Here is an 18,677-nt window from a genome sequence, read left to right on the forward strand (position 1 = left end):
CCATTCACCCCACCCATCACCCGGTCAGCGGAATCCCCCGACCACCCATCCCCGGCAGAGTCAGTGGTGTCACCAACACAACCCCCACACCACACCGGAGCCCACCATGAAAACCACCACCCGCATCGCCACCGCCACCCTCGGACTCGTCGCCGCCACCGGCATCGCCCTCGGCGCCGCCGGCGCAGCCCACGCCGGCACCCTACCCATCACCCGACCCGGCGAACCCACCGTCGCCATGACCATCACCAACCACACCGACAAGCCCGAATACCTCCAAGGCGCCAACGCCGACGGCGGCCAATGGGTCAACGCACCCCAACACATCCTCTACCCCGGAGCCACCGAAACCATCACCGCCACCGCACCCTTCACCAACCACCTCGACGTCAACGCCATCTACCGCATCGGACTGTTCGGCCCCACCGCCAACTACCAGCTCACCAACCACCCCCACAACGTCAACACCGCCATGAGCAGCATCTGGGGACCCCACGCCCAGAACTACTGGATGAACAACCACATCGACACCGGATACCCCCGGGTCAACGTCGGCTTCGACCAGTGGTGAACTACCGCGGACAAACGCAGAATGCGTCGTAGGTACCGGTTTCCGGTACCTACGACGCATTCTGTGTGGGTCGGACCTCAGGGGCCGGCGGTGGCCCCCGTCAGTGGTGGCGACGTCGCCAGCAGGTCGTTCTCCTCGTCGGTGAAGGTCCGTGCACGTGAGAGGAAACGAACTCCTTCCGGCGCCTCGAGACTGAATCCGGCACCGCGGCCTTTCACGACGTCGAGGATCAGCTGAGTGTGTTTCCACAGCTCGAACTGGTCACCGTTGATCCAGACCCGAACGGCCGGAATGGGTTCGGGTAGTTCGATCTCGCCGACCAGCACGTCTCGCTGGCCCACGCGATACTCCCCGACCGGATAACACATCGGGGCCGAGCCGTCACAGCACCCACCGGACTGGTGGATCATGAGGCCGCCGTGCAGCTCCGACAACTTGGTCAGGAGCTGCACGGCGGAGTCTGTGGCGACCACGCGATCAGGGACACTCTGCTCGGCGGTCATCGTCAATCACCTTTCCAGGTCAGAAGAAACCCTTGGCGCTCTGAGCGTAACCGACCAGGAGGTTCTTGGTCTGCTGGTAGTGCTCGAGCATCATGAGGTGGTTCTCGCGACCGATACCGGACTGCTTGTAGCCGCCGAAGGCGGCGTGCGCCGGGTAGTCGTGGTAGGTGTTCGTCCACACCCGGCCGGCCTGGATCTCGCGGCCCGCCCGGTAGGCGGTCGCACCGTCGCGGCTCCACACACCGGCACCGAGCCCGTAGAGCGTGTCGTTGGCGATGTGCATGGCGTCGGCGAAGTCCTTGAAGGTGGTGACCGCGAGGACCGGGCCGAAGATCTCTTCCTGGAAGATGCGCATCTTGTTGTTGCCCTGGAAGACAGTCGGTTTGATGTAGAAGCCGCCGGCCAGGTCGCCGTCGAGTTCGGCTGCCTCGCCGCCGATCAGCACCTCGGCGCCCTCGTCCTTGCCGATGGCGAGGTAGGAGGAGATCTTCTCGAACTGATCGTTGGAGGCCTGCGCGCCCATCATCGTGTCGGTGTCGAGGGGGTTGCCCTGCTTGATCTTTCCGACGCGGTCGACGGCCTTGGCGATGAACTCGTCGTAGATGTCCTGCTGGATGAGTGCGCGGCTGGGGCAGGTGCACACCTCGCCCTGGTTGAGCGCGAACATCGAGAAGCCTTCCAGCGCACGGTCGAGGAACCCGTCGTCGGCGGACATCACGTCGTTGAAGAAGATGTTCGGGCTCTTGCCGCCCAGCTCGAGGGTGACCGGGATCAGGTTCTCCGAGGCGTACTGCATGATGAGCCGGCCGGTGGTGGTCTCACCGGTGAACGCGATCTTGCGGATACGGTTGCTCGACGCGAGCGGCTTGCCCGCCTCGACGCCGAACCCGTTGACCACGTTGAGGACTCCGGCGGGAAGCAGGTCGCTGATGAGGCTGACCAGGTACAGGATCGACGCGGGTGTCTGCTCGGCGGGCTTGAGCACGACCGCGTTGCCGGCGGCGAGCGCGGGCGCCAGCTTCCACACCGCCATCAGGATCGGGAAGTTCCAGGGGATGATCTGGCCGACGACGCCGAGCGGCTCGTGGAAGTGGTAGGCGACGGTGTCCTCGTCGACCTCGGAGATCGAACCCTCCTGGGCGCGGAGCGCGCCGGCGAAGTAGCGGAAGTGGTCGATGGCCAGCGGGATGTCGGCGGCCATGGTCTCGCGGACGGCCTTGCCGTTGTCCCAGGTCTCGGCGACGGCCAGCTTCTCGAGGTTCTCCTCCATGCGATCGGCGATGCGCAGCAGGGCCAGCGAGCGCTCGGCGACGGGGGTCTTGCCCCATCCGGGTGCGGCCTTGTGTGCGGCGTCGAGCGCGAGGTCGATGTCCTCGGCGGTCGAGCGTGCGACCTCGCAGAAGATCTTGCCGTCGACGGGCGACGGGTTCTCGAAGTACTGACCCTTCACCGGCGGGGTCCACTGTCCGCCGATCCAGTTGTCGTAGCGCGACTCGTAGCTCATCACCGAGCCATCGGCACCCGGCTTTGCGAAGACGGTCATGGTTGCTCCTTGCGTGTGGGCCTCAAGCTGAGGACGCTCTGCGGATGTCACACGGGACACCGGAGGCGTCCGTTGTGATCTGCTCCACACTCTAGGAGCGGGGTGGTTGCACGAGCGTTGCAACGTTGGCCACCTGCTGTTGACGCAGCTCAGCCGGTTACGCCCCGTACCTCTTGTCCAGGAGTCGGATGCGTCCGCCGACGACGGCCCGGTCGGGATCGCCGACCGGCAGGCGGTGTTCGAGGCGGCGCCAGGCGGCGAGGTCGTCGCGTCCGTGGGTCGACGACGTCCACCGGCGGAGGGCCGCGACGTCGCCGGACGCGAAGAGACGTGACCGCAGATCTTCCCGGAGTTCCTCGAAGATGTCGACGATGCCCGGCGCGCTCGACTCGGCGAGCAGTCCGCCGCGACCGAGGTCGTCGACCACCGACGCGAGATCCGTACCCGACGCGATGCGCGACCGGAGGGCGTCGACGTCGGAGGTGATGTCGAGAGTGAGGCGGTAGGGCCTGCTTGCCACGACGTCAGCACCGAGGTCGCGGCGGAGCCGGGAGATCTCGGCTCGCACCGTGACCGGGTCGAGCCCGTCCTCGGCCAGCTTCAAGGCGAGCTGTTCGGTGTTCAGACCTTCTGGAAATACTTGCAGCAGAACGAGGATCTCGGCGTGCCGGCGCGACAGGGTGCGGGCGCCGGGCCCGTCGGCGGCGCGATGCCAGCGTCCCGGGCCGTCACCGAGCACGGCGAGGTGGGCCGCGGCCCGCGCGCCCGGTGACGGGTCGAAGGTGGCCGGGTCGGCGAGATCGACGGCGCCTGCCCGCAGTTCGCGCTCGACAGCGGCGACCACCGACCGGACCGCCGCCAGCGCGAACGGCGCCGCGACCTCGCGCCCGCCGGTCACGTCGATGACACCGATCACGTGCCCGGTCAGCGGGTCGTGCACAGGCGCCGCTGCACAACTCCACTCCTGCACGGGCCCGGCGAAGTGCTCGGGCCCGACGACCTGGACGCTCCGATCGACGGCCAGTGCCAGTCCGGGGGCGTTGGTGCCGACGACCTCCTCGCTCCACACCGAGCCCTCGACGAAGTCGATGTGGCCGGCGCGATCACGGGCGGCCGAGTCGCCCTCGATCCACAGCAGGCGCCCGGACTGGTCGGTCAGGGCGACGACGACCCCCGTGTCGGCGATGGCGTCGACCATCAGGGACTGCACCAACGGCCGGACGGCGGTGATGGGATGCGCGGCGCGGTAGGCGGCGAACTCCGCAGGCGACATCGTAGAGGCACGATCGCCGTTCGGGGTCGCGTCGCTGGGGTCCACTCCGCCGGTCAGGGACCTCGCCCACGAGTCGCGGACGATCGACCGAACCGCATCGGCCGGCGGATTGCCGCCGGAGAGGAAGTCCTCGTACGCCCGGCGGATGCGCGTGGCCACCGAAGCCGCGTCCGTCATGCACCCTCCGTACGATCAGCCGAGTCGATTGCCCGATATGTCGACGATTCTGCCTGCCGCGATGTGATCTCGGCAACAACCACCGAGCTGGTCGTCGCCGGTGAAGGACCGCACCCGGCCTAACCGAACCGCGCGGAGAACGTCCGCGGGGTCATACCGGTGACGGTCTTGAAGTCACGCACGAAGTGCGCCTCGTCGGCGTAGGACAGCTCCGCCGCCAGCGAGGCGAGCGTCCCCGACCGGTCGCGCAGCCGCTCGGCCGCCTCGTGGAGCCGTCGACGTTGGATGAGCCACTTCGGGGTGAGACCGAGACGACGCCGGGTCAGCCGCTGCAGGCTGCGTTCGGTGAGGTGGAATCGCTCGCAGATCTGCGCGACCGCCACCACCGACGAATCGGTTTCCACGTACTCCACGATCGCGTTGATCAGCCGGCCGTCGTCGTCGAGCGGGAGATATGACCGCAGCCAATCCTCGACGCGGCCGGTCGCAGAACGCTGGGTTGTCTCGACCCCGGGTTCGACAGCCATCACCGACCGCACCGACCGCTCGAGGTCGGTGCCCCGCTCACCGAAGACCTCGGACAGTTCGGCATGCCGATCGGTCCATTTCCCGACGTCGCCGGTCAGCACTCCCCCGGCTGCCGGCGTGAGCATCACCCCGACTGCCCAGCCGTCGCCGGTCAGCACCGTCTCCGACAACCCGGTCACCACGCCGTAGAAGCGGGCGTAGGTGTTGCTGACGACGATGAGGCAGACGGGATACTGCAGGACGCGCTGCGGCGCCTCCGCCCCGGGCGGGACCCACCACACCGGGACCCAGAAGCGGCGCACCAGTTCGTCCAGATCGGGGCTCGGCGCCCACCGTCCGATGCGAAAGCTCGCGTCCGACGGGTCGATGAGGTGCGCGCGCTCGACGTCGTCGAGCCGCGCCGGATTGTCGGGTTTCATCAATCACCGTCCCGTGGTCTCGCGGTTGACTCTCATCATGACCGCAATCAACGACACCTCACCATTGCTCGACCACTACGTCCGCCTCGCCGACGGCTTCGCCACCGTCCTCGATGACGCGCCCGCCGGCACCTGGACCGCGGACTCGCCGTGCGAGGGATGGACCGGACGCGACGTCGTCGGCCACGTCATCGACACCCAGCGCGAGTTCTTCGCACGCCACGACATCGATGCCGGACCGGCACCCTCGCTCGACGACCCGGCCGCCGCCTGGCACACCCACCGCGACACCGTCGCCGGGCTGCTCGCCGACCCGACCGTCGGCGAACGCACCTTCGACGGACACTTCGGACCGACCACGATCGGCGAGACCCTCATCCGCTTCTACGGTTTCGACATGGTCGCCCACCGCTGGGACATCGCCCGCGCAGCCGGTGCCGACCATCGGTTCTCCGACGACGACCTGTCCGAGATGGAAGCCGCCGTCGACGGTTTCGGCGATGCGATCTACTCCGAAGGCGTGTGTCGCAAGGTCGAGATCCCGGCCGGTGCTGATCGGCAGACGACGCTGCTCGCCCGTTTGGGTCGCGTCGCGTCCTGAGGTCCCTGCGGGGACCAGACGGCCCCTTCTGCCCCTGAGGTGCGAGCCTCCCCATGCTCGCTGAGGTGCGAGCCTCCCCATGCTCGCTGAGGTGCGCAGTCTCCTCTTGCTCCCTGCGGTGCGAGTCTCCTCTTGCTCCCTGAGGTGCGAGGAGCGATAGCGACGAGCCTCGAAGGGCCTGGTGAGCATGTCTCACCAGGACCCTTCGTGACGCGGCCTCCGCAAGCTCCGGACGCTCCTCAGGGAGCGGGGGCGGGCCTAGCCCGCAACTCAAACAGCGCTGAGCGGGGCCTCGCTCGCAACTGAGGGAGCGGGGGCGGGCCCGCACGCACCGAGGGAGCGGTGCGCAGAACTCACGGAATCCAGCCGTTGTGCCGCGGGTAGCGCGCGCGGAGGTGGCCGTAGACGTAGGTACTCGCGAGCAGCGCGATGCCGGCACCGATCGACGGCCAGAGGAACGCGTTGTCGAGCGAATCGCGGACCGCCGCGACGGCCCATCCGATCACGAACAGCACGAGCGCGATGGTCGCCAGAATGCGGATCACGAGGACGACCGTGGCGAGCACCGCCCACACCGCCTCACGCGCCCGCCCCGGACTTCCCGCCACGTCGGTCATCGTAATGTCGGGCCGGGCCGCGGGCAGGCCTCGCGCGTCTCGCATTTGTCCCCACCGGTCGGTGCCGCATGGACAATGGTGGGATGAAGACCATCCTCAACGTCATCTGGCTCGTCCTGTGCGGACTGTGGATGGCGATCGGCTACGTCGTCGCCGGCATCATCTGCTGCATCCTGATCATCACGATCCCGTTCGGCATCGCCTCGTTCCGGATGGCGAGCTACGCGCTCTGGCCCTTCGGACGAACTGTCATCCGCAAGCCGACCGCGGGCGTCGCGTCGACCATCGGCAACGTCATCTGGATCATCGTGGCCGGGTTGTGGCTCGCGATCGGGCACATCACCACCGGCATCGCGATGTGCCTCACGATCATCGGCATCCCCCTCGGCATCGCGAGTTTCAAGATGGTGCCGGTGTCGCTTCTGCCCCTCGGCGCCGAGATCGTCCCGACCGATCAGCGGATGCCCGGCGGTACGCCGGTGCGGATGTGATCCACCGAACGTCGCGCTGACCTCCCCCGACCCATCCGCCACCCAACCCATCCGGGACGCCGATGGATCCGAACAGGTGGCATGACACTCGGGTCCCAGACTGACGTCGCGAGCGCGTGGCTCGGCACGGACGCGACGCTGCCGCCGGTGGCGACGGCCTGTCTCTCGTTGTACGCGACCGGCGCCCGACTCCACCAGGAGTCGTTCAGCCGACATCCCGGATACCCCGGACACCATCCGCGCACGTCATACTTCTTGCCGCAGCCTCGTTGCCTCCGGGCCCACGCGGAAACGTGACGCCCGCCCGCCGAGAGCGGCGTTCGGAGGGACAGCAACAGATCGTTCGACGACGGCAGGAGGCACGTGATGGCTGATCATCTCGATCCCGACGCTGCCGAATTGCTGGAGATGGCACCCCTGGTCGCGCTCGACGCACTGTCCGCCGACGAATTGCGCGACGTCCAGGCTCGGGTCGCGGCCGCGCCGCAGGATCTTCAGACCTTGTTCGACAAGCAGGTCCGCGCGACCCGCGAGGCGCTGGCCGCGATGAGCAAGACGACGGCCACGCCGCCTCCGCCGACGCTCCGTGACCGCATCCTCTCCGCTGCGCGCGCCGACGCCGGTCTCGACGCGCCGGACGTCGCCGCCCCGGGCGCCGAGGCGCCGACCGGGCCGGGATCGCCGCCTCCGCAGCAGCAATCCGCGCCTGCCGCATCCGATCCGAGCGTTCCCGCCCCCGTGACGCCGACGGTCGGATCGGACGACCGACGGCGCTTGCCTCGCCGCTGGACGTATCTCGCCGCCGCGGCGGTGGCGGCCGTCGCCATCGGCGCCGCCGGGTGGGTCATGGGAGAGTCGAGCTCGCCGGAACCGGAGGTCCGCCCACTGGCCTCACCGGCCGAACAGGTCTTCTCCGCGGAGGACCTGCGGTCGACGGGCGGCCCGGTAGCTACCGGCAATGTCACCGTCTATCTCGCCAAGTCGGCGGATACCGGTGTACTGGTGATGGATTCGGTCCCGCCACCACAGCCGGGGACCGTCTACCAGATGTGGCTCATCGGGCCGGGCGGCGCTCGCTCGGCCGGCACGATGACCGACCAGGACGTCGAACCGGTCACCACCGCCGTGCTCTCCGGGATCAACGACGCCTCGACGCTCGCGTTCACCGTCGAACCGCCCGGCGGTTCGGACCGTCCCACCACCACCCCGGTCGCACAACTGTCGTTGCTCTGAGTATCTCGTCGAAAACCACCCTGTAGAACCGGACACGCGACCCATCGTCGGCTGTCCGTTTCCTACGGGTGGTTTTCGGACTCACTTCAACAGCGCGCGGATCGCCTCGATGCTGTCGGCTTGCGCGGGAGTCTTGTCCGGGCGGTAACGCACCACGCGCGCGAAGCGCAGCGCGACTCCGCCCGGATATCTTGAACTCCGTTGCGCGCCATCGAGTTCGATCTCGACGACGATCTCCGGACGCAGGTACACCGTGTACGAGTCCCGGTGCGTCTCGTGCTTCGGGAACTCCTCGGTCTGCCAGCGCAACAGCTCGTCCGTCAGGCCCTTGAACGTCTTGCCGACCATCACGAGCTCGCCCGTCTCGGGATCGCGGGCGCCGAGATGCAGATTCGACAGCCACCCCGACCGCCGGCCCGAGCCCCATTCGGCACCGAGCACCACCAGATCGAACGTGTGCGTCGGTTTGACCTTCTGCCAGGCCTTTCCGCGGCGACCCGCCACATACAGGCCGTCGAGCGACTTCACCATCACACCCTCGTGACCGTCGGCTATCGCGGCGTCGAAATGACTGCGGGCCTCGTCGACGTTCGGCCGGGTGACCGCGGGGATTCGCAACTGCGGCGCGATCGAGTCGATCGCAGCGAGCCGCTCGGACAGCGGCCGGTCGATGAGGTCGACGCCGTCGAGGTGCAGGCAGTCGAAGAAGAACGGCTTCAGCAGGCGTTCAGGTTCGCCGGCCGCGGTGGGTCCAGAGCCGAACCGGCTCATGGTGTCCTGGAACGACCGCGGGCGTCCGTCGTCGGATAGCATCAGCGTCTCGCCGTCGAGGATGACCGAATCGCAGGGCAGGGAAGCGATCACCGAGACGAGGTCAGGCACATTGGAGGTCACGTCGCGCAGCGTGCGGGTGAACACCGAGATCTCGGCTCCGTTGCGGTGCACCTGGATTCGGGCACCGTCGAGTTTGTAGTCGACGACGAGGTCGGGCCCGAGGAGCGCAAGTGCGGAGTCGAGGTCGTCGGCGGGTGTCGCGAGCATCGGTTCGACGGCGCGTCCGACCTCCAGGCCGACCCCCGCCAGCGACTCCGCGCCGAACCGGGCCAGCGCGGCGGTGACCGGCAGCGAACCGGTCAGCATGTTCGCGCGGCGCACCAGAGCCAGATCCTGGCCGGTGACCTTCGCGATGGCGTCGGTCATGACACCGGCCAGCGCCCCCTGCCGCAATTCACCGGTGAGCAGTGCCACGAGGAACTTCTGCTCGGACTCGGTCGACGCGGCGAACAACGACGCGATGATCTCGCCGCGCCGCTTCGTCGAACCCGGACCCGACGCGGACGCGAGCTCGCCGAGCGCGGCGTCGACGGCAGCGACCTCGAGGGTCGGCGAATCGGCCGGTGGTGCCATCAGTTTGGACAGCGACCGCCACCCGACGCCGAGCCTGCCCTGCGGGATCTCCCCCGACAGCCAGGCGACGACGACCGGCAGTTCCTCGTCGGTCGCCTGGGAGAGCGCCTCGGCGAGCACCGTCGTCTTCCGGATCCGCGACCGGTCTCGCGCGACATCCGCGGAGGTCTCGACGACGTCGATCAGCCTCATGTCGCCTCACCTGCTGCCGGACGCGCATTCACCTGTCCGACGGTACGCCGAGCCCCCGACAACCCGTCCTGCTCAGACCTCGGTGAGGTCGACGGACTTGGTCTCGCGGACGCTGAGCAGGGCGATCATCGTGGCGCAGGCGGCGACCGCGAGATACACGCCCACCCAGCCGACGCCGTAGTCGGCGACGATCCACGTCGCGATGAACGGGGCCACGGCGGCGCCGAGGATGGACGCCACGTTGTAGGCCACGCCCGAACCCGTGTAGCGCACGTTGGTCGGGAACAGCTCGGGCAGGATCGCGCTCATCGGCCCGAAGGTGAGACCCATCAGCGTCATTCCCAGGATCAGGAAGAACAGCATCATGCCGTCGGTCATCGACGCCGGGTCGAGCAGCCACTGGAAGCACAGACCGAAGACGATGATCGCCGCGGTGATCACGATGAGGAAGGCGCGGCGGCCGTACCGGTCGGCGAGGCGGCCCGAGATCGGCACGCACGCGGCGAAGAACAGGACCGCGACGAGCTGCAGCTGCAGGAAGTCGACGTAGCTGATGGAGAGCTTCACACCCGATTCGTCGGTCACCTTGCCGGTGCCGTAGGAGATCACCCAGGTGGTCACGATGTAGAACAGCGTGTACGTCGCGACCATGATGAACGTGCCCGCGATGAGCGGACGCCAGCTGGTCTTGACGACCTCGGCCAGCGGCGCCTTGACCTTCTTGCCGTCCGCGACGGCCTTAGCGAACACCGGTGTCTCGGTGAGCTTCAGACGCACGTACAACCCGACGGCCACCATGATCGCACTGGCCAGGAACGGGATTCGCCAGCCCCAGGTCATGAAGGCGTGGTCGGGGTCGGCGGTCGCGGCATCGAAATCGAGGGCGAGCATCAGCAGCAGGAAGGTGCCGTTGGCGAAGAAGAACCCGATCGGCGCACCCAGCTGCGGCCACATCGCGGCCCACGCCCGTTTGCCCTTCTCGGCCGTCTCGGTGGCGAGAAGCGCTGCGCCCGACCACTCCCCGCCCAGCCCGAGGCCCTGACAGAACCGCATCAGCGCAAGCAGCGCGGGCGCGAGGTAACCGACGGAATCGTAGGTGGGCAGCAGGCCGATGACGAAGGTCGCGATGCCCATGGTGAGCAGCGACCCGACCAAGGTCGCCTTACGTCCGATGCGATCGCCGAAGTGCCCGAACAGGATCGAGCCGATGGGCCGCGCCACGAACGCGAGGCCGAAGGTCGCGAACGACGACAGCAGCGCCGCGGTGTCGTCCCCCTTGGGGAAGAACAGCACCGGGAACACGAGGACCGCGGCCGTGGCATAGATGTAGAAGTCGAAGAACTCGATGCTCGTCCCGATCATCGACGCGACCACGATGCGGCTGCGGGGTACCGGCGCCTGATCGGGATGGTCGATGTTGCGGACCGCGGAATCGCTCATTCGCGCGACGTTACGCCTGCGGCTCGAGCGATCGATTCCGACCCCTGAGAAAAAGCTGAGCGGACCGCGACACCCAGCGGACGCGGCATCGCAGTCCAACCCGACTGCTCACTTGTCCCGGTGTGGACCCGTCAGTTGGACGAGGACGTCGACTGCCGTTGCCAGATCGGCATCCTCGAGGTCCGAGAGCATCGTCTGTATGACCCCTCGGACGATGTCGGGTCGCGGCTGGTACCGGATGTCGATTGCGGTCGCGATGTTCCACGTGAGCAGGAAGGCATCGCGGACCGCGTGGTCGTAGAGCGCTCGCACAGTTGTGTGGGTGCCGTCGAGGTCGACGACCCGTTGCGTGTCGAGGACTTCGGCGAAGGCGGCGACCAGCAGGTCGGCACTTCGCCGGTATCGGTGTTCGAATCCGCCTCCGTACTGGTCCGCCACCAGCTGGAACGATGCCCTGTCCATCGGTGCAGCTCGCCGAGAGTTCAGCTCCTCGCCGGTGAGGAGCGCTGTGAGACGCGTGTTTCGTTCGACGGCGGCCAGGTACAGATCACCGAGGTCGCCCGACCCCGAAGTGGTCCGGATGCCCATGTCGCCGACTGTCATCTCCGAGACATGCGCACCCACATCGTCAGTGACCGCCCGCAAAGCCGGTGTGTCCATTCGACGCCCCTTCTTCCAGACAATGCCCGATCAATCTGTCGATCAGGCCCGGTGGACCGCGATGATGAGAGGATGCTCCCGCACCGCACGGGAGAAGCCGTTCGCAGCGATCGTCTACCACGGTAGACGATCGCAGAGGGGATGTCGATGGTGAACGACGACAGGGGCTCGGGCGCAGAGCCCGATCTCGGCGCACTTCTCGGGCGACTGATACCGCATCTGATGACCCGCGAGGAGCCGATCCTCCGGGCCACCGGGCTGTCGATGTGGGAGTACGCCATCGTGTGCGAGGTCGCTGCGACACCGGCAGTGTCGCAGCGTGAGTTGTCCGAACGCACCGGGCGAGATCCGACACGGCTCGGCAAGCACCTGGACGAACTCCAACGGCGGGGCATCGTGTCCAGGGACAGGTCGGGGAGTCGTCGCCAGTGGACCGTCTCGATCACGGCGGAGGGGCGTTCACTACTCGACGGCGTCCGGGCCGAGATCCGGGCCGTGGAAGACGAGCTACTCAGCGGCGCCATGTCGGACAGTCAGGCGGCGACCTTCCGGCGGTTGCTGAAAAGCCTTGTCGCAGAGATCTCCTGAAGGTCTTCGAGGCCGGCCGACTACCGGCAACTGCCGGTAGTCGGCCGAGCCACAACGCCGTCAGCTACCCCGTTTGATCCACTCTTCGAGGTGAGGTGCTTCGTCGCCGACGGTCGTGCCGTCGCCGTGTCCGGTGTAGACCTTGGTCTCGGGGTCGAGGGTGAAGATCTTCTCGGTGATCGAGGCGATGATCGTCGGGAAGCTCGAGTACGAGCGGCCTGTTGCGCCGGGCCCGCCCTGGAACAGGGTGTCGCCGGAGAACAGCACCTTGGCCTCGGGCAGGTGGATGACCGACGAGCCCGGCGAGTGGCCCGGGGTGTTGATGATCGTCAGCTCGGTACCGGCGACCCCGATCTTCTGCCCGTCCTCGAGATCCTGGTGCGCGACATCGGGATGGGTGTCGTTCCACAGCATGTCGTCGCCCGGGTGCAGCAGGATCGGCGCTCCGGTGGCCTGCGACAGTTCCGGGGCAACGGTGACGTGGTCGTTGTGCCCGTGGGTAAGCACGATCGCCTTGACCGTGCGGTTGCCGACGCCGGCGAGGATCGGCTGCGCCGAGTGTGCGGCGTCGATGATGATGACCTCGTCGTCGTTGCCGACGAGCCACACATTGTTGTCGACGTCCCAGGTGCCGCCGTCGAGGCTGAAGGTGCCCGAGGTGACGACGTTGTCGATACGCAGTTCGCCGCTCACAGCTCGACCACCGATCGCAGCACCTTGCCGGCCTCCATCGCCGAGAACGCGGCCTCGACGTCGTTGATGCCGATGCGTTCGGTGACGAACTTGTCCAGCGGCAGACGACCCTGCTCGTAGAGGTCGATCAGCATCGGGAAGTCGCGTTCGGGCAGGCAGTCGCCGTACCACGACGACTTGAGCGCGCCTCCGCGGGAGAAGAAGTCGACCAGCGGCATCTCCAGGGTCATCTCCGGGGTCGGTACACCGACCAGCACGACGACCCCGGCGAGATCGCGCGCGTAGAAGGCCTGCTTGTACGTCTCCGGGCGGCCGACCGCATCGATCACGACGTCGGCGCCGTTGCCGTCGGTCAGTTCCTGCACCGCGGCGATCACATCATCGACCTTCGAGCCGTCGATGGTGTGGGTGGCACCGAGGTCTTTCGCCCATTCCAGCTTCGACGCATCGCGGTCGATCGCGATGATCGTCGTCGCACCGGCCAACCGGGCACCGGCGATCGCGGCATCACCGACACCGCCACACCCGATGACCGCGACCGAGTCGCCACGGCCGACGTTGCCGGTGTTCATCGCCGCCCCGATACCGGCCATCACGCCGCAGCCGAGCAGCCCGGCCACCGCGGGGTCGGTGTCGGGATTGACCTTGGTGCACTGCAATTCGTGGATCAGCGTCTTCTCGGCGAACGCGCCGATGCCCAGCGCCGGGGTCAGTTCGGTGCCGTCGGTCAGGGTCATCGGGACGCTGGCGTTGAAGGTGTCGAAGCAGTACCACGGACGACCCCGCTTACACGCCCGACACTGCCCGCACACCGCCCGCCAGTTCAGGACGACGAAGTCGCCGACCTCGACATGAGTGACATCGGAACCGACCGACTCGACCACACCCGCGGCCTCGTGGCCGAGCAGGAACGGATACTCGTCGTTGATGCCGCCCTCGCGGTAGGCCATGTCGGTGTGGCAGACACCGCACGCCTTGATCGCCACCACCACATCACGCGCACCCGGGTCCGGGATCACCACGTCCACGACCTCTGTCGGCGCCTTCTTGCTGCGCGAGATCACTCCCTTGACTGTCTGCGACATACGTTGTTCCTTCCGCAACTGCGTTGTTCGGGGTACGGGTGCGACGTGTGCTGCGAGTGCGGCGACGCATGGGTGACGTCGCCGGAACACATCGCCACAACCTTATCGGTACCGATCAACATCGACTACTCGGAGTGGTCGTCGTCTACTGTGATTATCCACGCGCCCGTTCGGATGTAACCGTAGTTCGACGAACCGCGCACCCGCTTCGGGTTCGGTCATCGTGAACACGGCGTCCGATCCGTCCACCCCGATCCCGTTGTTTGACCACCGACGCATCTGGCAACCCTGGTGCGGACACCGCTCATCTCCACCACGAGGAGGTAGACCATGGCAGAGAACAAGAAAGACCCTGGACCTTCGGTCAAGGACGACGAGCTCTACGAGAAGCTGCGCGACGAGGGCAACTCGAAGGAGAAGTCCGCCCGGATCGCCAACGCCGCGGCCAACAGCTCACGGTCGGACGTCGGCAAGAGCGGCGGCAAGTCCGGGTCCTACGAGGACTGGACGGTCGACGAGCTCAAGGACCGCGCCAAGGAACTCGACCTCTCGGGCTACTCCGACCTGAAGAAGGACGAGCTCATCGAGAAGCTGCGGGACCACTGAGACCCGTCTCCTCGGAGAACATCAAAGCCGCCGACCCGAGGGGTCGGCGGCTTCGATGTGTAAAGGGACGGTGCCGGTCAGTGCGCCTCTCGGCAAACAGGCCGCTCGAAGCGTCAAAAGGGTGGGACCCGGGGCATTGAGTCCGTCACCGTCGCGGGGTACAACTACGACCCCGCTCGGGATATTCCGGCCCGTCCGACGTGACCTGCCCGACACCCACCGATGAGGCCGACCGGCCGGTCATCGGACCAGCCCGACCCGCTGGAACGCGGTCAACGCCGTCTCGCCGGTGTTCCACAGCCCGGTCACGTCGCCGCGTGCCCGAGCAGCGGTCGCCGGATCCTGGAGCGCGAGTCCGTTGCGGAACGTCAGCACGTTGTATCCGACGTCGGCGGCCCGCAGCATCGGCCCGGTCGCCCGGCCGGCGCCCACGACGCGGTCGAGGCCCTCACCGACCACGTAGAACCGGAAGATCGGTCCGAGGTTGACGCCGTATTCACGGAGTGTCGCGGTGACGATCGAATTACCATGTGCGGCAATCGCATCGACGATGAAGAAGAAATCCCGCGCATTCGCCGTCGTGGCCCGGGCGTCGGCGGTCGCATAGGCGAGGTCGACGGTGATGTGCGCGTTGTAACCGGCCATCGCGACCCGTTGGCCGGGGACGGCGCAGTCGTCGGCCATGTCGAAGTAGTGCCGCCACTGGGGTGCGACAGGTCCGCCGCCGAATTCGCCTCGCACGGCGTCGAGGAACCGGTTGAGGAGTTCGAGACTGATGACGGGCGCCCACCGCGGAGTCTGGAAGACGCGCGGGTTGTTCTGCAGCGGCATCACCGCGTCGCGTTCCACCGCTGCCAGCCCGAGGGCGAACAATCCGCGCCGGTCGCGGCGGTCGGTGAGGATGTCGACGATCCCGTACAGCTTGTCGACGTTTCGTCGTAGCTGGACGAGAGGGAGGTCCTTCGAATCCTGCTCGTAGGTACTGAGTTCGACGATCCGCTCGCGGTCGGCCGGGCGGAGATCGGTTCCACACGTCTCGGCCGGTGCCGCATGCGCCGGCGCCGGGGCGGCGACCACGAGTGTTCCGATGAGGCCGAGGGCCAGCAGTGCCGCTGAGAGTGCTCGCATGGGACCCGGTGATACCCATCTGCGCGCGGATCAACCCCTCCCCACCGGGGACGCGAGACCCTTCGTGACGCGCCCTCCGCAAGCTCCGGGCGCTCCTCAGGGAGCAGAGGAAGCGTCAGGGCAGCAGACCGGCACTGCGGGCGGTCACCACGGCCTCCAGCCGCGACGACGCCCCGAGCTTGCGCATCGCATCCTTCATGTAGCCCTTGACTGTGTACACGGTGACACCGAGGGTCTCTCCGATACGGGCGTTCGAATAGCCCAGAGCGGCGAGGGAGATCACGTCCTGCTCCCGGCCGGTCAGTTCCACCTGCGCCGTCGACGCCGGGCTCGCGGCGATCAGGGCCTCGGTGATCGCGGCGAGTTCGTCGGCGAGCCGGGCGTCGTCGACCGTCTCGACCAGCGACCGGAGCCGCGCGTAGGCCGCGGTCATCCGGTCGCGCATCTCCGCCTCGTCCTGCGCGGCGTGCTCGAGCCGCGCGCGGGACGCGACGATCTCGTGTTCGACGGTGCGGGCCTCCATCGCGAGGACGTCGAGCATCCGCCCGCCGATCGGGTCCGGGGTGTGCAGCGCGCCGTAGAGCACCGCCACGGGCGTCCGATCGACGATGACCGGAGCGGCCATCATGGCGCGCAACCCTTCCCGCTCGATGATCGTGTTGTAGCGATGGGTGATCCGCGGCGTGCGGAGGTAGTCGTCGACGACCATCGGGCGGTTCAGCGAGACGACCTTGCCGCCCAGCCCGTGCCCGACGTCGACCGACACCCCGTTCAACGCGCCCACGGTCGTACCGGCGAAATGCTGCAGACGCAGGTTCGACGGTCCGTTCAGGACACCCGCGAAGGCCAGTGGCACCCCACTGGACTTGCGCACCCGGCGCAACGCCTCGGTGACGATCCCGCTCAGCGGCTCGGGCATCTCACCTCACTTCTCCCCCTCTTTCGAGGGTGTTCCTGGGGCCGGTCGCGGAGGACACTGTGACTCAGCTTACTCAGTACGGAGCGAGGTTCACGATGACACAGGCCACCACGACCCCCACCGACATGGTCGAACGATGGTTGGCAATCTACGGGGCGTCCGACGCCGATGCGGCGGCACTCCTCGTCGACGGGCACGATCCCGAGGCGATCGCCTTCACGGTGATCGAGGTCGAGCAGACCGACGATCAGCAGTCCGGCGGCGTACGTCCGGTCACCACCGACATCACCTACGGCGAACTGGCCGAGCGGTCCAAGAGACTCGCGGCGGCCCTTGCGGAGATGGGCATCGGTCGTGGCGACACGGTGGGCGTCCTCATGGGCAAGCGCGAGGAGCTCGTCGTCTCGCTGCTGGCCATCGCCCGCCTCGGCGCGATCTACATCCCGCTGTTCACCGCGTTCGCGACACCCGCGATCGAGATGCGGCTGCAGGCCGGCGCCGCGAAGGTCGTGATCACCGAGTCGAGTCAGGCGGACAAGCTCGCGAGCATCGACGGGGTCACCACGGTGATCGCCGGCGACCAGTTCGAGGAACTCATCGCTTCGCACGAGCCGGTCACCGAGTCGGTCGCGGTCGGCGGCGACGGCACCCTGATCCTGCTCTTCACCAGCGGCACGACCGGCGCGCCGAAGGGCGTCCCGGTCCCGGTCAAGGCGCTCGCCTCGTTCGTCGCCTACATGCACTTCGGCCTGGATGTCCGCGCCGACGACGTGTTCTGGAACGCCGCCGACCCCGGCTGGGCCTATGGCCTCTACTACGGCGTGCTCGGGCCGCTGGCCGCCGGCCGGCGCAACCTCCTGCTACACGCCGGCTTCACCCCCGAACTGACCGCGAAGATCCTCGGCGACCTCGGCGTCACCAATTTCGCCGCGGCACCGACCGTCTACCGAGCGCTCAGCAAGGACCCGCGCATCTCGGGCTTCTCGCTGCGCCGCGCGTCGTCGGCGGGCGAACCCCTGACCCCCGACGTCATCGACTGGGCGCTGCGGGCCATCGGCACCGAGGTCCGCGACCACTACGGCCAGACCGAACACGGCATGTTCATCAACAACCACTGGCACGAGTCGGTCCACGAGACCCTCGTCCCGGGCTCGATGGGACAGCCGATGCCCGGCTTCGCCGCGGGGATCGTCGACGGTCAGATCGCCATCGACGTCCCGGCCAGCCCGCTGATGTGGTTCGAGGGGTACCTCGACGCTCCGGAGAAGACCAAACAGCGCTTCTCGCCGGACGGGCGGTGGTACCTGACCGGTGACACCGGGCGGGTGGACGACGAGGGCCGCTATTTCTTCAACGCACGCGACGACGACGTGATCATCATGGCCGGTTACCGGATCGGCCCGTTCGACGTCGAGAGCGTGCTGATCACCCATCCGTCGGTCGTCGATGTCGCCGTCGTCGGGCGCCCCGACGAGCTCCGCGGCGAGGTCCTCGAAGCGTTCGTCGTCCTCGCGGACGGGGTCGACGGCACCGATGCGCTCGAAGCCGAGCTCCAGCAGCTGGTCAAGACGCAGTTCGCCGCGCACGCCTACCCGCGCACCGTGCATTTCGTCGACGCCCTGCCCAAGACGCCGAGCGGCAAGATCCAGCGGTTCCTGCTGCGCCAGCGGTGAATGGCTGCCGTGGTGCGCCAACCTGGCGCGTAACGGCGCCACCGTGCGCGAACGATGAACCGACTGCGCGACCCGCAGCCGGGCCGCGCCAACAGCCGATCGCGTCGGGCAGACTCCGAGGACCTCGCCTGCCCCACGACGCGGTCACCGGACGCGCAACCAGCGGGTCACACCCCTATCCGCTGGTTGCGCATCTCCGGTTCCGGCGAGATCAGTCCACGAGCGCTCGTACCGAGTCGGGCGGCACGTCGCCGCTGTAGGTGACCGGGGAGTCGTACACGGTTCGCACGGGAACCACGCCGGTCCAGTCCGCCGACTCCCCACCCGGCC

General features: G+C 67.7%; 19 protein-coding genes and 1 pseudogene. 7 read left to right on the forward strand and 13 right to left on the reverse strand.

All coding sequences use genetic code 11. From position 1 onward, the window contains the following. Nucleotides 1-106: 106 nt before the first annotated feature. Nucleotides 107-571: a hypothetical protein gene (locus FFS52_RS22310; RefSeq protein WP_137810962.1), complete on the forward strand. Its 465-nt coding sequence runs from the start codon at nucleotides 107-109 to the stop codon at nucleotides 569-571. A gap of 77 nt (nucleotides 572-648) precedes the next feature. Here FFS52_RS22310 and FFS52_RS22315 read toward each other — a convergent pair whose 3' ends face one another. From FFS52_RS22315 to FFS52_RS22330, 4 genes are all read right to left on the reverse strand, one after another. Continuing rightward, entirely contained in the window at nucleotides 649-1,074 is a 426-nt protein-coding gene (locus FFS52_RS22315; protein WP_065631317.1) for a DUF779 domain-containing protein, read from the reverse strand. A 19-nt stretch (nucleotides 1,075-1,093) separates the two neighbouring features. Next, entirely contained in the window at nucleotides 1,094-2,617 is a 1,524-nt protein-coding gene (locus FFS52_RS22320; RefSeq protein ID WP_004021499.1) for an aldehyde dehydrogenase family protein, read from the reverse strand. A gap of 157 nt (nucleotides 2,618-2,774) precedes the next feature. Beyond that, the gene (locus FFS52_RS22325; RefSeq protein WP_137810963.1) at nucleotides 2,775-4,067 is read right to left on the reverse strand and encodes a GAF domain-containing protein; all 1,293 of its coding nucleotides are present in this window, start codon (nucleotides 4,065-4,067) and stop codon (nucleotides 2,775-2,777) included. 119 nt (nucleotides 4,068-4,186) lie between these two features. Beyond that, nucleotides 4,187-5,014 (reverse strand): helix-turn-helix domain-containing protein, encoded by an 828-nt coding sequence (locus tag FFS52_RS22330; protein WP_137810964.1) that lies wholly within the window; start codon nucleotides 5,012-5,014, stop codon nucleotides 4,187-4,189. Between the two features lie 37 nt (nucleotides 5,015-5,051). Between FFS52_RS22330 and FFS52_RS22335 the strand changes: the two genes are divergently transcribed. Continuing rightward, nucleotides 5,052-5,615 (forward strand): maleylpyruvate isomerase family mycothiol-dependent enzyme, encoded by a 564-nt coding sequence (locus tag FFS52_RS22335; protein WP_137810965.1) that lies wholly within the window; start codon nucleotides 5,052-5,054, stop codon nucleotides 5,613-5,615. Between the two features lie 353 nt (nucleotides 5,616-5,968). Here the strand turns inward: FFS52_RS22335 and FFS52_RS22340 are convergent, their stop codons facing one another. After that, on the reverse strand, nucleotides 5,969-6,223 hold the full coding sequence (locus tag FFS52_RS22340) for a hypothetical protein (RefSeq protein ID WP_231742593.1): 255 nt from the start codon (nucleotides 6,221-6,223) through the stop codon (nucleotides 5,969-5,971). Between the two features lie 92 nt (nucleotides 6,224-6,315). Between FFS52_RS22340 and FFS52_RS22345 the strand changes: the two genes are divergently transcribed. Both FFS52_RS22345 and FFS52_RS22350 read left to right on the forward strand, forming a co-directional pair. Then, the gene (locus FFS52_RS22345; RefSeq protein ID WP_058253395.1) at nucleotides 6,316-6,723 is read left to right on the forward strand and encodes a YccF domain-containing protein; all 408 of its coding nucleotides are present in this window, start codon (nucleotides 6,316-6,318) and stop codon (nucleotides 6,721-6,723) included. Between the two features lie 366 nt (nucleotides 6,724-7,089). Next, the gene (locus FFS52_RS22350) at nucleotides 7,090-7,956 is read left to right on the forward strand and encodes an anti-sigma factor (RefSeq protein ID WP_137810966.1); all 867 of its coding nucleotides are present in this window, start codon (nucleotides 7,090-7,092) and stop codon (nucleotides 7,954-7,956) included. An 81-nt stretch (nucleotides 7,957-8,037) separates the two neighbouring features. Here FFS52_RS22350 and FFS52_RS22355 read toward each other — a convergent pair whose 3' ends face one another. The 3 genes from FFS52_RS22355 to FFS52_RS22365 all read right to left on the reverse strand — a co-directional run bounded on the left by FFS52_RS22355 (nucleotide 8,038) and on the right by FFS52_RS22365 (nucleotide 11,655). Next, a complete protein-coding gene (locus FFS52_RS22355) occupies nucleotides 8,038-9,555 on the reverse strand; it encodes an ATP-dependent DNA ligase (protein WP_137810967.1) in 1,518 nt (505 codons plus the stop codon). A gap of 72 nt (nucleotides 9,556-9,627) precedes the next feature. Further along, on the reverse strand, nucleotides 9,628-10,995 hold the full coding sequence (locus tag FFS52_RS22360; protein WP_065631324.1) for an MFS transporter: 1,368 nt from the start codon (nucleotides 10,993-10,995) through the stop codon (nucleotides 9,628-9,630). Between the two features lie 108 nt (nucleotides 10,996-11,103). Then, nucleotides 11,104-11,655, reverse strand: coding sequence for a hypothetical protein (locus FFS52_RS22365; RefSeq protein WP_137810968.1), 552 nt, complete (start codon nucleotides 11,653-11,655; stop codon nucleotides 11,104-11,106). A gap of 150 nt (nucleotides 11,656-11,805) precedes the next feature. On the opposite strand from FFS52_RS22365, the gene FFS52_RS22370 reads away from it, so the two are divergent. Continuing rightward, nucleotides 11,806-12,243, forward strand: a complete 438-nt coding sequence (locus FFS52_RS22370) for a MarR family transcriptional regulator (protein ID WP_171015626.1) — start codon at nucleotides 11,806-11,808, stop codon at nucleotides 12,241-12,243. A 60-nt stretch (nucleotides 12,244-12,303) separates the two neighbouring features. On the opposite strand, the gene FFS52_RS22375 is transcribed toward FFS52_RS22370, so the two are convergent. Continuing rightward, the gene (locus tag FFS52_RS22375) at nucleotides 12,304-12,936 is read right to left on the reverse strand and encodes an MBL fold metallo-hydrolase (protein WP_137810970.1); all 633 of its coding nucleotides are present in this window, start codon (nucleotides 12,934-12,936) and stop codon (nucleotides 12,304-12,306) included. Next, nucleotides 12,933-14,021, reverse strand: coding sequence for an S-(hydroxymethyl)mycothiol dehydrogenase (locus FFS52_RS22380; protein ID WP_137810971.1), 1,089 nt, complete (start codon nucleotides 14,019-14,021; stop codon nucleotides 12,933-12,935). Before FFS52_RS22380 ends, FFS52_RS22375 begins: the two co-directional genes overlap by 4 nt. A 330-nt stretch (nucleotides 14,022-14,351) precedes the next feature. Between FFS52_RS22380 and FFS52_RS22385 the strand changes: the two genes are divergently transcribed. After that, nucleotides 14,352-14,627, forward strand: a complete 276-nt coding sequence (locus tag FFS52_RS22385; protein WP_137810972.1) for a Rho termination factor N-terminal domain-containing protein — start codon at nucleotides 14,352-14,354, stop codon at nucleotides 14,625-14,627. A 240-nt stretch (nucleotides 14,628-14,867) separates the two neighbouring features. Here FFS52_RS22385 and FFS52_RS22390 read toward each other — a convergent pair whose 3' ends face one another. Beyond that, nucleotides 14,868-15,755 carry a DUF5995 family protein gene (locus FFS52_RS22390; RefSeq protein ID WP_068971475.1) on the reverse strand — a complete coding sequence of 296 codons (888 nt, stop codon included), beginning with the start codon at nucleotides 15,753-15,755 and terminating at the stop codon, nucleotides 14,868-14,870. A gap of 115 nt (nucleotides 15,756-15,870) precedes the next feature. Next, a complete protein-coding gene (locus FFS52_RS22395) occupies nucleotides 15,871-16,674 on the reverse strand; it encodes a LuxR C-terminal-related transcriptional regulator (RefSeq protein ID WP_137810973.1) in 804 nt (267 codons plus the stop codon). 95 nt (nucleotides 16,675-16,769) lie between these two features. Between FFS52_RS22395 and FFS52_RS22400 the strand changes: the two genes are divergently transcribed. Next, on the forward strand, nucleotides 16,770-18,347 hold the full coding sequence (locus FFS52_RS22400) for an AMP-binding protein (protein ID WP_137810974.1): 1,578 nt from the start codon (nucleotides 16,770-16,772) through the stop codon (nucleotides 18,345-18,347). Nucleotides 18,348-18,558: 211 nt separating this feature from the next. Here FFS52_RS22400 and FFS52_RS23980 read toward each other — a convergent pair. Beyond that, nucleotides 18,559-18,677: pseudogene (locus tag FFS52_RS23980) on the reverse strand (pyridoxamine 5'-phosphate oxidase family protein); the annotation flags it as partial.

Origin of the sequence: Gordonia sp. ALPHA1B1 (assembly GCF_005502615.1) — a bacterium.
Classification (GTDB): Bacteria; Actinomycetota; Actinomycetes; order Mycobacteriales; family Mycobacteriaceae; genus Gordonia; species Gordonia hongkongensis.

Coding starts and splice junctions, on each gene's coding strand:
- FFS52_RS22310 (WP_137810962.1), top strand. CDS start 107: ATGAAAACCACCACCCGCATCGCCACCGCCACCCTCGGACTCGTCGCC.
- FFS52_RS22315 (WP_065631317.1), bottom strand. CDS start 1,074: ATGACCGCCGAGCAGAGTGTCCCTGATCGCGTGGTCGCCACAGACTCC.
- FFS52_RS22320 (WP_004021499.1), bottom strand. CDS start 2,617: ATGACCGTCTTCGCAAAGCCGGGTGCCGATGGCTCGGTGATGAGCTAC.
- FFS52_RS22325 (WP_137810963.1), bottom strand. CDS start 4,067: ATGACGGACGCGGCTTCGGTGGCCACGCGCATCCGCCGGGCGTACGAG.
- FFS52_RS22330 (WP_137810964.1), bottom strand. CDS start 5,014: ATGAAACCCGACAATCCGGCGCGGCTCGACGACGTCGAGCGCGCGCAC.
- FFS52_RS22335 (WP_137810965.1), top strand. CDS start 5,052: ATGACCGCAATCAACGACACCTCACCATTGCTCGACCACTACGTCCGC.
- FFS52_RS22345 (WP_058253395.1), top strand. CDS start 6,316: ATGAAGACCATCCTCAACGTCATCTGGCTCGTCCTGTGCGGACTGTGG.
- FFS52_RS22350 (WP_137810966.1), top strand. CDS start 7,090: ATGGCTGATCATCTCGATCCCGACGCTGCCGAATTGCTGGAGATGGCA.
- FFS52_RS22355 (WP_137810967.1), bottom strand. CDS start 9,555: ATGAGGCTGATCGACGTCGTCGAGACCTCCGCGGATGTCGCGCGAGAC.
- FFS52_RS22360 (WP_065631324.1), bottom strand. CDS start 10,995: ATGAGCGATTCCGCGGTCCGCAACATCGACCATCCCGATCAGGCGCCG.
- FFS52_RS22365 (WP_137810968.1), bottom strand. CDS start 11,655: ATGGACACACCGGCTTTGCGGGCGGTCACTGACGATGTGGGTGCGCAT.
- FFS52_RS22380 (WP_137810971.1), bottom strand. CDS start 14,021: ATGTCGCAGACAGTCAAGGGAGTGATCTCGCGCAGCAAGAAGGCGCCG.
- FFS52_RS22385 (WP_137810972.1), top strand. CDS start 14,352: ATGGCAGAGAACAAGAAAGACCCTGGACCTTCGGTCAAGGACGACGAG.
- FFS52_RS22390 (WP_068971475.1), bottom strand. CDS start 15,755: ATGCGAGCACTCTCAGCGGCACTGCTGGCCCTCGGCCTCATCGGAACA.
- FFS52_RS22395 (WP_137810973.1), bottom strand. CDS start 16,674: ATGCCCGAGCCGCTGAGCGGGATCGTCACCGAGGCGTTGCGCCGGGTG.
- FFS52_RS22400 (WP_137810974.1), top strand. CDS start 16,770: ATGACACAGGCCACCACGACCCCCACCGACATGGTCGAACGATGGTTG.